This is a genomic window from Corynebacterium gallinarum (genome assembly GCF_014837045.1).
In the GTDB taxonomy this organism is placed as follows: Bacteria; Actinomycetota; Actinomycetes; order Mycobacteriales; family Mycobacteriaceae; genus Corynebacterium; species Corynebacterium gallinarum.
In genome coordinates this window covers 148912-164164 of the sequence record NZ_JACSPR010000002.1, presented here as the reverse complement: position 1 = coordinate 164164, position 15253 = coordinate 148912, and the positions used below count along the sequence as shown (strand labels likewise).

Here is a 15253-nt window from a genome sequence, read left to right as displayed (position 1 = left end):
AGGACCATGAAGACCTGAGCTCCAACCCCCTTCGAGGGAGTTGGAGCTCAGGTCTTTTGTTATCTGCGCTTGCGGGGCGGGCAGGTCCACCCAGCCGGACAGTTAGATGAAGAACTCGATGTAGGTCGAGGGGTTCTCCTGCTCGGGTGAGATCAGGCTGAAGAAGTTGCGCAGGATGCGATCCATCTGACGGGATTCGGTGAGGAAGGCATCATGGCCAACAGGTGAGACGATCTTGGCCATGGCCAGCAGGTTGCCCAGGTTTCGGGAGAGGTGTTCCTGCTGGTGGTAGGGGTAGAGGATGTCGGTGTCGACGCCCGCGACCATCACCGGGATGGTGATGGATTCCAGGGCCTTGTTCAGGCCACCGCGCCCCCGGCCGATGTCGTGGCGGTTGAGTGCGTCGGTGAGGGTGACATAGGAGCCGGCGTCGAAACGCTTGACCAGCTTGTCGGCCTGGTGGTCCAGGTAGGATTCCACGGCGAAACGCTGATCGGGACTGCGGTAGGGGCCGAGGGGATCTTCCCCCTTCTGCGCCTGGGTGCCGAAACGCTCGTCGATCTCCAGCTCGCCGCGGTAGGTGAGGTGGGCGATGCGGCGGGCGGCACCGAGTCCCTTGGAGGGGTTGCACCCGGATTCGTAGTAGTTGCCCTCATGCCAGTGGTGGTCATTTTCAATGGCCATGATCTGGGCGGACTGGATGCCGATCTGCCAGGCGCTGGCGCGGGCGGAGACCGCCAGCACCGCGGCTGCGTCCACCACCTCGGGGAACATGGCTGCCCATTCCAGGGTGCGGGCGCCACCCATGGACCCGCCCAGCACCGCCTTGACCCGGGTGATGCCGATGGTGTCCAGGAACTGCTTCTCCGCCTTGACCTGGTCACGGATGTCGGTGGCGGGGAAGCGGCTGCCCCAGAATCCACCGTCGGGGTGCTGGGAGGACGGGCCCGTGGAACCATTGCATCCACCGATGACATTGGTGCAGATCACGCAGTAGAGATCGGTGTCGATCGCCTTGCCCGGCCCCACCAGGTCGCACCACCAGTCGGCGGCGTTGGAGTCGCCGGTCAGTGCGTGTTCGATGAGGACGACATTGGTTGACCCGTCGGAGGTCTCCTCGTATTCGCCCCAGCGGTGGTAGGCGATGGTCACGTCCGGGATGACGGCACCCGCTTCCGTCCGGATGTCACCGATCTGCTGCGTGGTGAGCTGACCTTCGGGGGCAAGTTGTGGCATCGGGAATACCGCCTGTTCAGACTGTTGGAGCGTCGGGGTGGGTCGCTGGGTGGGAACCCGGGGTTAGAACTCTAGGGTGGGAACTCGGGCCAAGTTTATATGGACAGCTCTGTCTAGGCCAGTTTCCGGTGGCCTTTCATGCATGGGCCCCAAGGGATGTGAACGCAGTGATGCCCTGTCCGGCAGGACGCGCGGCAACGCGCACCCACAGACAGGGCATCAACAGACAGTGACCGGCTTAGATCGCGGCGAAACCACGCTCGAGGTCGGCGATGATGTCCTCGACGTTCTCGATGCCCACCGACAGGCGCACCGTGCCCTGGGTGATACCGGCGCGGGCGAGACCGGCCTCATCGGACTGGGAGTGGGTGGTGGTGGCCGGGTGGACCACCAGGGAACGCACATCACCGATGTTGGCCAGGTTGGAGTGCAGCTTGAGGGCGTCGATGAAGGCCCAGGCCTCGTCCTTGCCGCCGGCGACCTCGAAGGTGAGCACGGAACCGGTGTACTTCAGTCCCAGCTTCTCCTTGGTGGCGTACCACGGGGAATCCGGCAGACCGGCGAAGTGCACCTTGGTCACCTTCTCGTGGTTGTTGAGGAACTCGGCGACCTTGATGGCGTTTTCGTTGTGGCGCTCCAGGCGCAGGGAGAGGGTGTCCAGGCCCTGGTTGGTGACCCACGCGTTGAAGGGGGAGGGGGCGGCACCGGTGTCGCGCAGCAGGCCGACACGGGCCTTGAGGCCGAAGGCCGGGGCACCCAGGTCGGCGTACTTCAGGCCGTGGTAGGCAGGGTCCGGGGTGACGAAGTCGGGGAAGACGGGCTTGCCATCACGCTCAACGGTCCAGTCGAACTTGCCGCCGTCGACAAGCGCGCCGCCGAGGGCGGAACCGTTGCCGGTGTAGAACTTGGTCAGGGAGGCGACGACGATGTCCGCGCCCAGCTCGATCGGGCGGACGAGGGCGGCGGTGGCGATGGTGTTGTCGACGATCAGGGGCACCTGGTTGCGGTGTGCCACCTCGGAGACAGCCGGGATGTCCAGGACATCGGCCTGCGGGTTGGCGAAGGTCTCACCGAAGAAGGCGATGGTGTTGTCGCGGACCGCAGCCTGCCAGGACTCGGGATCATCCGGGTTCTCCACGAAGGTGAACTCAATGCCCAGGCGCTTGAGGGTGACCTGGAAGAGGGTCTCGGTGCCACCGTAGAGGCGCGGGGAGGTCACCACGTGGGAACCTGCGCCACCCAGGTTGAGGATCGCGGCGGTGGTCGCGGCCTGGCCGGAGGCGAAGAAGACGGTGTGTGCGCCACCCTCGAGGTTGTTGATGCGGTTCTCCACGGCCTCCACAGTCGGGTTGGTCAGGCGGGTATACACCGGGCCGAGATCCTCCAGGGCGAAACGCTGCTTGGCGTGCTCGGCGGAGTTGAAGACGAAGGCGGTGGTGAGGTGGATCGGCAGGTTGCGGGAACCGGTATCGGAATCCACCGGCTGGCCGGCGTGGATGGAACGGGTCTCAAAACCCCAGTCGGAAACGTCGGAGTTGTCGTATTTCGGTGCCATGATTATTTAAGTCCTCTGTTGATGTAGTGGTGTGTTTGTCGTCGACAAGCCCGCGGGTGCGACCGGGGTGACGGCGTCAAAGCGATACCAGCCACCCTAATGAACCGCTCGGTCTAGTGCAATAGACCGAGCGGTTCGGCCCCCACGCGGGGTAGGCGGGGGTGTGGACAGACCACTTTTGGTTGATAACCGGGCGAAACCATGGCGCTAATCACACTTGGGTGATATTTTTCCCTCAAGGATGACCATCACCCGGTCGCCCGGGGCAGAAACGCCTGCTCACAGCTTTCCACCCGATCCGCACCACGGCCACCCATGCACCGTGCGCGGATGGGGTTCTCCGCAGTTTCCCGCAATTTCCGCAGCGTTGCCTGCCTCATAGAGAAAGCTTGGAACCTCGTGACCCTTAAACAAGACGATGCCAGGACAGATGACAACCTGGTCTACAGTAATGCCACCGACCTCCCGGTGGGTGTGAAACCCGCAAAGATGTCGCCCACCGCCCGGGTGGGTCTGCTGATATTCGGTGTCCTGGCCGCGGTCGGCTGGGGTGCGATCGCCTTCGCCCGTGGTGAAACCCTCAACTCCGTGTGGCTCGTGCTCGCCGCCGTGGGCTCCTATATCATCGCCTTCTCCTTCTACGCCCGCCTCATCGAGTACAAGGTGGTCAAGCCGAAGGACAACCGCGCCACCCCGGCCGAATACGTCAATGACGGCAAGGACTTCGTCCCCACCGACCGCCGCGTGCTCTTCGGCCACCACTTCGCCGCCATCGCCGGTGCGGGCCCCCTCGTCGGCCCTGTCATGGCGGCCCAGATGGGGTACCTGCCCGGCACCCTGTGGATCATCCTCGGCGTCATCTTCGCCGGTGCGGTCCAGGACTACCTGGTGCTGTGGATCTCCACCCGCCGCCGCGGCCGCTCACTCGGCCAGATGATCCGCGATGAGATGGGCAGCGTCGGTGGTTTCGCCGGCATCCTGGCCACCATCACCATCATGATCATCATCATCGCGGTCCTGGCGCTCGTGGTGGTCAATGCGCTTGCGGATTCCCCATGGGGTGTCTTCTCCATCACCATGACCATCCCGATCGCGATGTTCATGGGCCTGTACCTGCGCTACCTGCGCCCGGGCCGGGTCACCGAGGTCTCCATCATCGGTGTGGCCCTGCTGCTGCTGGCGATCGTCGCCGGCGGTTGGGTCGCCGAGACTTCCTGGGGTGTGGAGTGGTTCACCTGGTCCAAGACCACCCTGGCACTGGCCCTGATCGGTTATGGCATCATGGCCGCCATCCTGCCGGTCTGGCTGCTGCTGGCACCACGTGACTACCTGTCCACCTTCATGAAGATCGGCGTCATCGGCCTGCTCGCGGTGGGTATCCTCATTGACCGCCCCGAGATCCAGATGCCGTCCGTCACCTCCTTCGCCCTCGAGGGCAACGGACCGGTGTTCTCCGGTGACCTGTTCCCCTTCCTCTTCATCACCATCGCCTGTGGTGCCCTCTCCGGGTTCCACGCACTGATCTCCTCGGGCACCACACCGAAGCTGGTGGAGAAGGAATCCCAGATGCGCATGCTCGGTTACGGCGGCATGCTCATGGAATCCTTCGTGGCCATCATGGCGCTGATCACCGCGGTGATCCTCGACCGTCACCTCTACTTCGTCATGAACGCCCCGCTGGCACTGACCGGTGGCACCCCGGAGTCAGCCGCCACCTGGGTCAACTCCATCGGGCTGCCGGGCAATGATCTCAGCGCTGCCCAGATCCAGGAGGCCGCGGACGGCGTCGGTGAGGCATCGGTGATCTCCCGCACCGGTGGAGCACCCACCCTGGCGTTCGGCATGTCCGAGATCCTCGCCAACATCTTCGGCGGGGCTGGCATGAAGGCGTTCTGGTACCACTTTGCCATCATGTTTGAGGCCCTGTTCATCCTCACCACCGTCGATGCCGGCACCCGCGTGGCGCGCTTCATGATGACCGATTCCCTCGGCTCCATCCCCGGCCTGCGCCGCTTCAAGGACCCGACGTGGACCGTGGGCAACTGGATCTCCACCATTGTGGTCTGTGCCCTGTGGGGCGCGATCCTGCTCATGGGTGTCACCGATCCCCTCGGTGGCATCAACGTGCTGTTCCCGCTGTTCGGTATCGCCAACCAGCTGCTCGCAGCCATGGCGTTGTCGCTGATCCTGGTGGTCGTGGTGAAGAAGGGCCTGTACAAGTGGGCCTGGATCCCCGCCATTCCGCTGGCGTGGGATGTGGTGGTGACCATGACCGCGTCCTGGCAGAAGATCTTCCACTCCAACCCCGCCATCGGTTACTGGGCGCAGAACAGCAACTTCCGCCAGGCCAAGGCCGACGGGCTCACCGAGTTCGGTGCCGCCGCCACCCCGGAGGCCATCGACGCCGTCATCCGCAACACCTTCATCCAGGGTGTGTTGTCCATCGTGTTCGCCGTGCTGGTGCTCATCGTGGTCATCTCCGCGCTGGTGGTGTGCGCCAAGGCCATCCAGACCCGTGCGCGTGGCGGGGAGGTTCTCACCTCCGAGGAACCGGGCGTGGAATCCGAGCTGTTCGCCCCCTCCGGTTTCGTGGCCACCGCCAGGGACAAGGAGGTCCAGGCCATGTGGGACCAGCGCGAAGCCGAGACCGGTGTGCACGTCAACCGTGGCGTGGGCCATTAGGGTGGCGGCCATGACCGGTCTGACCCGCACCATCCTCAAGGCACCCGCCCACGTGTGGTGGTATCTCACCGAGCTGATGGGGGATACCGCCTACGCGAAATACGTCGCGCACCTGCAGGCACACCATCCCGGTGCGCCCGTGCCCACCGAACGTGAGTACTGGCGCGCCCGCTACGCCGCCCAGGACGCCAACCCCGGCGCCCGCTGCTGCTAACCGCGTGCTTATCGACGAACCACCACCCCGGCCCTCCCTCGTGGAGGAGCCGGGGTGGTGCGTGTTGAGGGGGGTGCTGACAAAAAGTGTTGTTCTGCGTCAGAAACAGGCATTTTCGGCCCCCTCCTGAGCACAAAACAACGCTTTTTGTCAGCCGCTCCCCGGATCAGCCTGCGTGCCGGGTGCCTTTACGGGAATTGCTCCACGCCCGGATGCCCAGTGCCACCAGCGCCAGGGCAATCGCGCCACCCAGGATCAGGTACTGCAGGGGGATGGGCCGGGCGTCGTCGATCGCATCCACACAGGCCTGGAAATCCTCGCGCAGTTCGAACTGGGTCTGGTTGTACTCCTCGGTGCGCTCGGAGAACACCTCGGAGCGGATCTCCGCCAGTCGGGTACCGGCATCGGCGGCCTGGTCGAGTTGTTGCTGGACATTGGCCGCCGGGTCCTCGGGGATGTCTTCGATGATCTGCTGGGCCTCGTCATAGGTGTAGTCGGTCTGGAAGCGCTGCCGGTTCTGCAGGTCCACCACCTCGGGGTCGGTACGGGATTCCGGCAGCAGCATGGCCAGGCCCTCGTCGGCCTCGACCGCATCCAGACGTCGCTGCAGCTCGGCGGCGGAGGGTGCCACCGGCTCCTCGGCGATGAACTCCTCGATGTCGGTCTTGATGCCGGGGTCCTCGGCGTCCAGCTCGGTCAGACGCTGGTCGCGGACATCGTCCTCCAGATTCTCCCAGAACCTGATCACGCTGGAGTTGTCATTCTGGCTGGCCACGCAGGTTTCCCGTTCGGTGTCCGCGGTGATGGTGTCCGCGAGGGCAACCGGGGCACCCAGCGTGGCGATCAGGCCCACGGCAGAAACGGTGGCGGCCAGGACGGTGGGGACACGGGGGCTGTTCATCTCACCATTATCACCGAAATGGATACACCAATGCCAGCAACGACCAACGGCCACGGTCCCCCGTGAGTGGGGGAGCGTGGCCGTTGGTCGTTGAATCCGGAGAGGAAACTACTTCTTCAGGGAGTCGATGATCTCGTTGAATGCAGCCACCGGGCGCATGACCTCGGAGGTCTTCTCCTCGGAGGGAGCGTAGTAGCCACCCAGGTCAACGGGCTTGCCCTGCTCGTTGATGAGTGCTGCATCGATATCGGCAGCCTGGGAGTTCAGAGCCTCGGCGACAGGCTTGAAGGTCTCAGCCAGCTCAGCGTCCTCGGTCTGGTTGGTCAGCTCGTCGGCCCAGTAGGTGGCCAGCCAGAAGTGGGAGCCACGGTTGTCGATCTCGCCGACCTTGCGGGACGGGGACTTCTCCTCGTTTAGTAGCTTCTCGGTTGCACGGTCCAGGGCGTCGGCGAGGATGCCGGCCTTGGTGTTGCCGCGGGTGTTGAGCTCGTGGCGGAAGGACTCGGCCAGGGCCAGGAACTCGCCGAGGGAATCCCAACGCAGGTGGTTTTCCTCGATGACCTGCTGGACGTGCTTCGGGGCGGAGCCACCGGCACCGGTCTCGAAGAGTCCACCGCCGGCCATCAGTGGCACGACGGAGAGCATCTTGGCGGAGGTGCCCAGCTCGAGGATCGGGAAGAGGTCGGTGTTGTAGTCACGCAGGACGTTACCGGTGACGGAGATGGTGTCCTCGCCACGACGGATGCGGTCGACGGCGTGCTGGGTGGCCTCGACGGGGGAGAGGATCTGGATGTCCAGGCCCTCGGTGTCGTGGTCGCCCAGGTACTTTTCCACCAGGGAGGTCAGGGTGCGGTCGTGTGCGCGGGCTGGGTCCAGCCAGAACACAGCGGGCATGCCGGACAGGCGTGCGCGGTTGACGGCCAGCTTGACCCAGTCCTGGATCGGGGCGTCCTTGGTCTGGCAGGCGCGCCAGATGTCGCCCTTCTCCACGTCGTGCTCGATGAGGACGTCACCGTTGGAGGCGACAACCTGCACCTTGCCGTCGGCGTCGATGCGGAAGGTCTTGTCGTGGGAGCCGTACTCCTCTGCCTTCTGGGCCATCAGGCCGACGTTGGGGACGGTGCCCATGGTGGTCGGATCGAAGGCGCCATTGGCGCGGCAGTCGTCGATGACGGTCTGGTAGACACCGGCGTAGGAGGAGTCCGGGATGACAGCCAGGGTGTCCTGGGTCTGGTCGTCCTTGTTCCACATCTGGCCGGAGGTGCGGATCATGGCCGGCATGGAGGCGTCGATGATGACGTCGGAGGGCACATGCAGGTTGGTGATGCCCTTGGCGGAGTTCACCATGGCCAGGTCGGGGCCCTCTTCCAGGCCCTTGTCGAAGGCTGCCTTGATCTCGGCGCCATTGTCCAGCTTGTCCAGGCCAGCGTAGATGGCGGCGAGACCGTTCTCACCGTTGAGGCCGGCTGCGAGCAGCTGCTCACCGTACTGTGCGTAGACATCGGCGAAGTAGGCGCGGACGATGTGGCCGAAGATGATCGGGTCGGAGACCTTCATCATGGTGGCCTTCATGTGTGCGGAGAAGAGGATGCCCTCCTCCTTGGCGCGCTTGACCTGCTCGAGCAGGAAGGCGTCCAGTGCCTTGGCGGAGATGAAGGTGCCGTCGATGACCTCACCCTTGAGCAGCGGGAGGCTGTCCTTGAGCACGGTCTCGGTGCCGTCGGCGGCGACGTGCTTGATCACCACGGTGTCGGCCTCGTCCATGATGACGGACTTCTCGTTGGCACGGAAGTCATCGGCAGCCATGGTGGCAACGTTGGTCTTGGAGTCGGCGGACCACTCGCCCATGCGGTGGGGGAACTTCTTCACGAAGTTCTTCACGGCCACCGGTGCGCGACGGTCGGAGTTGCCCTCACGCAGAACCGGGTTGACGTTGGAGCCGATGACAGCGGCGTAGCGGTCCTTGGCATCCTCGTACTCGGGGAGGTCGTAGCCCTGCTCCTGCAGTTCCTTTACGGCAGCCTTGAGCTGCGGTACGGATGCGGAGATGTTGGGAAGCTTGATGATGTTGGCTTCGGGGGTCTTAGCCATTGCGCCGAGCTCGGCGAGTGCATCGGAGACCTTCTGCTCCTCGGGGAGCTGGTCCGCGAACTGCGCGAGGATGCGACCGGCGAGAGAGATATCGCGGGTCTCCACCTCGATGCCCGCGGTGGCGGCGAAAGCCTCGACGACCGGCTTCAGCGAGTAGGTCGCGAGCAGCGGTGCTTCGTCGGTGCGGGTCCAGATGATCTTAGCCATGAGTCTCCTTGTTAATGTGGGCTCTTTTGTTCAACTATCAAGAATACAGGGTCAGGCAAGCCAGCGGACCCTCAGGCAAGTGATATCAACCCCTCATGGCCACTCCATGCTTCCAATAACCCATGAATGCCACCTGCGATCTATCCAGGCCGTGATCTTTCACCAGTGCCCGCCGCAGGCGCGTGACCATGCCGCTCTCCCCGGCGATCCAGTGGTAAGTGTGCCTGTTGGGACGGGTTTTGGACACCTGTTCGCCCAGTGAGGAGAACTGGGGTGTCTCCCACACCAGATCGGCGACTGGTTCGGCGGCGGGGGGTTCGTCGTCGACAAGCACCGCCCCGAGGTGCCCCAGGACGGCGGGGGTGAGCAGCGTGCCGTGGGCGGCACCGGCGCGGGCCAGCCAGCGTACCTCAATGCCGGGTGGTGCGCTGATCGGCAGTGCGTCATCCGGGGTGGGGATCTCGATGAAGGCGACCCCCGTGATGTCGGGCCCGAGGTCCTCGAGGATGCGTGCGATGGCGGGTGCCGCGGTCTCATCCCCGGCGAGCACCACATCCGTGGCCGCCCCGGGTGCGAATTCGATGCCGGAGGGATCCGCGCCCCGTTGCGGTGCAACGAGGATGATCTCCTGACCCGGTGCGGCCTGCCCCGCCCACGCCGCCGCCGGACCGGGATCCGGGTGCAGCACGAAGTCGACGGTGAGACGTGCGGGCTCGGTACTCAGGTCCAGTGCGCGGATGGAGTAGGTGCGCATGACACCACGGGTGTCCTCGGGCAGCGCGCACCAGCTGGCGTACCAGTCCGCACCCAGGTCCGGCAGCGGGTGGCCGGGGGCGGGGAAGATCAGCTTGATGCGCTGGTCATAGATCGGGACGTCGGGCGTGCCCACCCCGGGCGCGGCGAAGGTGATGCGGGTGAAGTGTTCCGAGAGCTTGTCGACGCCCACCACCGCGGCACGCACCGGTGCGTGGGTGGGACGTGTCCGGGTGGTGGTGTTCATGAGGGGACCTTTCCAGTGGTGGTGTGGTGTCTGCCGAGCGGCAGCACCAGGGGTGCGCCGGAGACCGGGTCCGGGATCACCCGTGCCCGGATACCGAAGACCTCGCGCATGGTCGCCGGGGTGATCACCTCCGCAGGTGTGCCGGTGGCGTGGACGGCACCTGCGTGCATGGCGATGAGGTGATCGGAGTAGCGGGCGGCCAGGCCGAGGTCATGCAGCACCATGACGATGGTGGTGCCCAGCCGGGTGTTGAGGTCCGTGAGCAGATCCAGCACCTCGAGCTGGTTGGCGATATCCAGGTAGGTGGTCGGTTCATCCAATAACAGGATGTCCGGTTCCTGGGCGAGTGCCATGGCGATCCACACGCGCTGGCGTTGACCGCCGGAGAGCTCATCGACGCACCGGTCTGCGAGATCCGCGGTGCCCGTGATGTCCAGCGCATGGGCCACCGCCTCATGGTCACGGCTGCTCCAGCGACCCATCAGCCCCTGGTGGGGATGCCGGCCCCGGCCGACCAGCTCGGTGACGGTGATGCCCTCCGGGGCGGTGGGGGACTGGGGCAGCAGACCGAGCACCCGTGCCAGGGACTTACCCCGGTAGCTGGACAGTGCCGCCCCGTCGAGCTGCACCGTGCCGGCGACCGGCTGCAGGAGTCGGCACAGGGCATGCAGGGTGGTGGATTTCCCGCATCCGTTGGGGCCGACGATGGAGGTGATTCGACCCGGCAGGAGGTTGAGGGTGAGGTCACGGGCGACGATGCGCTCGCCATAACCCAGGGTGATCCCGCGTGCGGTGAGTGTGTGGTGGATGGTCATGGGGGTTATCCCGCCTCCCGGTTGGAACGGATGAGCATATATATAAGGAATGGGGCACCAAGTGCGCCGGTGATCACACCCACCGGATAGCGGGTTCCCAGCAGGTACTGGCCGGCCAGATCCGCGGTGAGCACCACGAGGGCACCGACCAGTGCCGCGGGCAGGACCGGTGGGGCACCCGGGCCGAGCAACCGGATGGCCAGCGGGCCGGAGACAAATGCCACGAATGCGACCGGACCGCAGGCCGCGGTGGCCACGGCGATGAGCGCGACCGCCGCGATGATGGCGATGACCCGGGTGGCGGTGACATTGACCCCCAGGCCGGTGGCGGTGGCATCCCCCAGACGCAGGAGCGTGATGTTGCGCTGCGTGGCGAGCAGGACCGGCAGGAGCACCGCGACAGTGACGATAAGGGGCAGGGTCCGTTCCCAGGTCGCACCGTTGAGGGAACCGGTCAGCCACCGGGTGGCGGTGGGCAGATCCCAGGTGTCGGCCTTGGACAGGGAATAGGTCACCAGCGAGTTGAGCATGGCGGCCATCCCGATGCCGATGAGGATCAACCGCGCCCCGGAGAACCCGCTGCGGTGGGACAGCACATAGATCAGCACCGCCACCCCCAGCGCCGCGATCAGTGACACCACCGACACCAGGGTCTGCCCCAGCCCGAGGAAGACGATGCAGATCACCCCGGCCGCCGAGGCACCGGAGGAGATACCGATGATGTCCGGGGAGGCCAGCTGATTGCGCAGCAGGGTCTGGAAGACCACACCCGCCGCGCCGAAGGCGATCCCGGCAACCAGACCCAGCACGGCCCGAGGCAACCGCAGTGTGCCCACCGCGTAGCTGGCGCCCGCCACCTGCTCACCTGACAGGACCTGCCACACCTGGGCGGGGGAGTAGATGACCTCACCCCAGACCAGGCTGGCGCAGAACACGGCCATCACCATCAGCGCCAGGGCGGTGGTGGTGACCGCGCGCCGGGCCTGGGCTTGTCGACGCAACCCCGTGATGCGCATGGTGGTGGTCACAGCTGCCTCACCTTCTGCCGACGGATGATCCAGATGAACAGCGGTGCCCCCAGCAGCGGCATGATGATGCCCACGGCGACCTCCTCGGGGCGGGTGAGTACGCGTCCGACGGTGTCGGCCGACAGCAGCAGAGCTGCGCCGGCGACAGCGGTGACGGGGATGAGCCACCGGTGGTCCGTGCCGATGACCAGGCGGCACAGGTGCGGGATGATGAGGCCGACAAACGCGATTGGGCCGGCCAGTGCGGTGGCCACACCACACAGGAGCACGGCTCCGGCGGAGGCCAGCAGACGGGTCCGCCAGACGTGTTCACCCAGGCCGGTGGCGATGTCATCCCCCAGGGCCAGGGCATTGAGTCCGCGGGCACACGTAAGGCAGATGAGGAAACCGACAGCCAGCGCCGGTGTGGCGAGGGTGATCCGTTCCCAGTCCGCGCCACCGATCCCGCCGATCTGCCAGAACCGGAAACTGTCCATCACCTCCAGACGGGGCAGCAGCACCGCGCTGACCAGCGAGGATAATGCGGCGGCGGTGGCGGCACCGGCGAGGGCGAGTTTGAGGGGTGTGGCCCCACCGATGGATCCCACGGTGTAGACGAAGACCGCCGCCAGCGCCGCACCGGCGACCGCCACCATCATGGTGGGCACCGCCGCGGACAGGCCGAAGAAGGCGATGCCGGTGACCACGGCCAGGGACGCACCGGAGAGCACACCGAAGATCCCGGGATCAGCCAGCGGATTGCGGGTGACCGCCTGCAGGGTGGTGCCGGATACCGCCAGCGCCGCACCGACCAGGATGCCGAGCACGGTCCGTGGAATGCGTTTGGCGGCCGCGGCCTCCTCGGCGGTGGTGGTGTGCCCCAGGAGTGCGTGCAGGGCATCACCGGCGCCGATGGACCGCACACCGAACATCAGCGAGCAGATGCATGCAGCCACCAGGAGCATGCCCAGGACGATGAGGGGGAGCTGGTGTCGGGAGAGGATGGCGGTGGTCATGGCTGGTTAGCCGAGTCCCCCGGCGAGGGTGGCGAAGTACTCGTCGATACCCCAGGGGATTGACAGTGGTGACGGGGTGGCGGCAGCCGCGATGGGGTTCTCACCCAGAAACACCACCCGGCCCTGAGCGATGGCGGGGATGCGGGACAGCAGGGGATCGGCCTGCAGTTTCTCCAGGAGCGCGGCGTTGACGGCGGCATCCTCGGAGCCGTAGGTGATGATCAGATCCACATCATCGAAGGCCTCGGGGTTCTCGGCGGAGATCTGCTCATAGAAACTGTCGGAACCGGCGTACTCCTCCAGGATGGAGGCCTGCTGCATGCCCGCGTCCAGCAGGAAACCCATCCGCGGATCCAGCGGGGTGTACACACCGATCTGCGACAGGTCCGACTCATCGAAGAAGGCGAACACCGGGGTGGTCTCCCGCAGCTGTGGGTGCGCGTCCATCGCGGCAGCCACCTCACCCTCCAGCTTTGCGACGAGCTGCTCACCCTCGCTCTCCAACCCGAGGGCGGTGGCATTCATGAGGATCTGATCCTCCAGCGTGGTACCCCAGGGCTGCTCCGGGTAGGCCACCACCGGTGCGATCTGGGAGAGCTGGTCATAGTCCTCCTGCGTCAGACCGGAATAGGCCGCCAGGATGACATCGGGTTGCGTATTGGAGATCGATTCGAAGGGGAGGCTGTCGGTGGCGTCGAAAAGCACCGGCTCCGGCGCACCCAGGACCGCGAGCTGCTCCGCGACCCACGGCAGCACACCGTCGCCGTCATCATCACCCCAGGTGGCCTTCTCGAAACCGACGGGGGTGACACCCATGGCCAGCGGCACCTCGTGGTTGCTCCAGGCCACGGTGGCCACACGTTCGGGGCGCGCCGGGATGGTGGTTTCGCCGAAGGCGTGCTCGATGGTGACGGGGAAGGTCCCGTCGCTGGATTCGGCCGACGGCGGGGTGTTATTCGGGGTGCTGGTCTGGGAGCCGGAATCTGTGCAGGCCGCCAGTGTCAGGGTGAGGGTGACGGCTAGAAGGCCGCTGATGCCGCGTGATCGTCGCATGGTCCGGGGGATCGCTTTCGTTGCTTAGTGGAGCCTTACTTAGGTTAGGGTGACCAACATTAACACGAGGGGTCTGTGAAGTTTAAATGGCGCAGGTCACATTTAGTCCCCGGGCCTAAAATGCCCACAGTGACCTGGGATGATGGAGAGATTCCCCACCGCGTCCGTTAGGGTGTCCTCCATGCACGACTCAGGAAACTCCCCCGTCACGGTGGTCGCCCACACAGAACCCACCGGTGGTGGTACCGGTCCGCGCCTGCAGCGTCGCCGGGTGCCCCGCCAGACGGAGATCTCCTCCACCCGCCGCTATATCGTCATGACCGCCCTCGCCCTGGGTGGTTTCGGCATCGGAGTCACCGAGTTCGTCTCCATGGGGCTGTTGTCCATGATCGCCCAGGATTTCTCCATCACGGAGGACCAGGCCGGTCTGATCATCACCGTCTACGCCCTCGGCGTGGTGATCGGCGCACCCCTGATCACCGCCTTCACCGGGCGCATCCCCCGGCGCCGCCTGCTGCTCATCCTCATGGCGGCGTTCGTCGTGGGCAATGCCCTGTCGATGTTCGACTCCTCCTACACCATGCTGCTCGTGGCCCGTTTCCTCGCCGGACTGCCGCACGGCGCGTACTTCTCCGTGGCGGGACTCTCGGCGGCCTCCATGGCGCCGGAGGGTCAGCGGGGCCGGGCCGTGGCATTCGTGGGCATGGGTCTGTCCGTGGCCACCGTCATCGGTGTGCCCGCCGCGCAGCTGCTGGGCACCAGCCTCGGCTGGCATGCGGCCTATGGGCTGGTCACGGCCATCGGCGTGGTGACCCTGGTGTCGCTCTGGTTCCTCATGCCGCACATGTCCCGGATGGCCACCACCAGCCCCCTGACCGAACTCAGCGCACTGAAGAAGGGCCAGGTGTGGCTGACGCTGGCCATTGGCTCCGTCGGTTTCGGTGGCATGTTCGCCGTGTACACCTACATCTCCTGGACCATGACCGAGCAGGCCGGGATGCCGGCCTCCCTGATCTGGGTGGTGCTCATGGCCTACGGCGTGGGCATGGTCATCGGCAACTACGTCGGGGGACGCCTGGCGGACTGGAATGTCGACCGCGGCATCCTGCTCGCACTCATCTGCATCGTGGTGGTGCTCATCGGCTTCTACTTCACCTCCCACCACCCGGTGGCCGGCACCATCAACTTCGGGCTGGTCGGTTTCTTCGGCTCCACCCTGGTGCCGTCCCTGCAGGTCCGCCTCATGGATGTCGCCGGCCGGGCGCAGACCCTCGCGGCCTCCCTCAACCACTCCGCCCTCAACATCGGCAATGCGGTGGGCGCCTCCATGGGTGGTGCCGTGATCGCCGCCGGATACTCCTACAGTGCACCCGCCCTGGCCGGTGCGCTCCTGGCAGCGGCTGCCATCGGCATCTGGTTCCCGATGGTGTGGCTGCGCCGGCGGACATAACCGCCTGGGGTGCGGATGGGGGAGGG

Annotated in this window: 12 protein-coding genes; 3 read left to right on the top strand and 9 right to left on the bottom strand. The window is 65.6% G+C overall.

The annotated features are described in order from the left end of the window. Positions 1-102: 102 nt before the first annotated feature. Both metX and H9627_RS03285 read right to left on the bottom strand, forming a co-directional pair. Positions 103-1236, bottom strand: coding sequence for a homoserine O-acetyltransferase MetX (metX, locus tag H9627_RS03290; RefSeq protein WP_191732607.1), 1134 nt, complete (start codon positions 1234-1236; stop codon positions 103-105). A 238-nt stretch (positions 1237-1474) separates the two neighbouring features. After that, entirely contained in the window at positions 1475-2791 is a 1317-nt protein-coding gene (locus H9627_RS03285) for an O-acetylhomoserine/O-acetylserine sulfhydrylase (protein WP_191732606.1), read from the bottom strand. A gap of 489 nt (positions 2792-3280) precedes the next feature. On the opposite strand from H9627_RS03285, the gene H9627_RS03280 reads away from it, so the two are divergent. Next, a complete protein-coding gene (locus H9627_RS03280; protein WP_225213477.1) occupies positions 3281-5473 on the top strand; it encodes a carbon starvation CstA family protein in 2193 nt (730 codons plus the stop codon). 10 nt (positions 5474-5483) lie between these two features. Next, positions 5484-5687, top strand: coding sequence for a YbdD/YjiX family protein (locus H9627_RS03275; RefSeq protein WP_191732605.1), 204 nt, complete (start codon positions 5484-5486; stop codon positions 5685-5687). Between the two features lie 166 nt (positions 5688-5853). Here the strand turns inward: H9627_RS03275 and H9627_RS03270 are convergent, their stop codons facing one another. From H9627_RS03270 to H9627_RS03240, 7 genes are all read right to left on the bottom strand, one after another. Beyond that, entirely contained in the window at positions 5854-6588 is a 735-nt protein-coding gene (locus H9627_RS03270; RefSeq protein WP_225213432.1) for a hypothetical protein, read from the bottom strand. A gap of 108 nt (positions 6589-6696) precedes the next feature. Next, positions 6697-8886, bottom strand: coding sequence for an NADP-dependent isocitrate dehydrogenase (locus tag H9627_RS03265; RefSeq protein ID WP_191732604.1), 2190 nt, complete (start codon positions 8884-8886; stop codon positions 6697-6699). An 85-nt stretch (positions 8887-8971) separates the two neighbouring features. Next, positions 8972-9886 (bottom strand): siderophore-interacting protein, encoded by a 915-nt coding sequence (locus tag H9627_RS03260; RefSeq protein ID WP_191732603.1) that lies wholly within the window; start codon positions 9884-9886, stop codon positions 8972-8974. After that, complete coding sequence (locus tag H9627_RS03255) at positions 9883-10701, bottom strand: ABC transporter ATP-binding protein (protein WP_191732602.1); 819 nt, start codon at positions 10699-10701, stop codon at positions 9883-9885. The genes H9627_RS03260 and H9627_RS03255 overlap by 4 nt, the downstream gene beginning before the upstream one ends. 5 nt (positions 10702-10706) lie before the next feature. Continuing rightward, on the bottom strand, positions 10707-11648 hold the full coding sequence (locus H9627_RS03250) for a FecCD family ABC transporter permease (protein WP_404826191.1): 942 nt from the start codon (positions 11646-11648) through the stop codon (positions 10707-10709). Positions 11649-11725: 77 nt separating this feature from the next. Further along, positions 11726-12724: a FecCD family ABC transporter permease gene (locus H9627_RS03245; RefSeq protein ID WP_191732601.1), complete on the bottom strand. Its 999-nt coding sequence runs from the start codon at positions 12722-12724 to the stop codon at positions 11726-11728. 6 nt (positions 12725-12730) lie between these two features. Then, entirely contained in the window at positions 12731-13777 is a 1047-nt protein-coding gene (locus H9627_RS03240; RefSeq protein WP_191732600.1) for an iron-siderophore ABC transporter substrate-binding protein, read from the bottom strand. Positions 13778-13958: 181 nt separating this feature from the next. Between H9627_RS03240 and H9627_RS03235 the strand changes: the two genes are divergently transcribed. After that, positions 13959-15227 (top strand): MFS transporter, encoded by a 1269-nt coding sequence (locus H9627_RS03235; RefSeq protein ID WP_191732599.1) that lies wholly within the window; start codon positions 13959-13961, stop codon positions 15225-15227. Positions 15228-15253 lie beyond the last annotated feature (26 nt).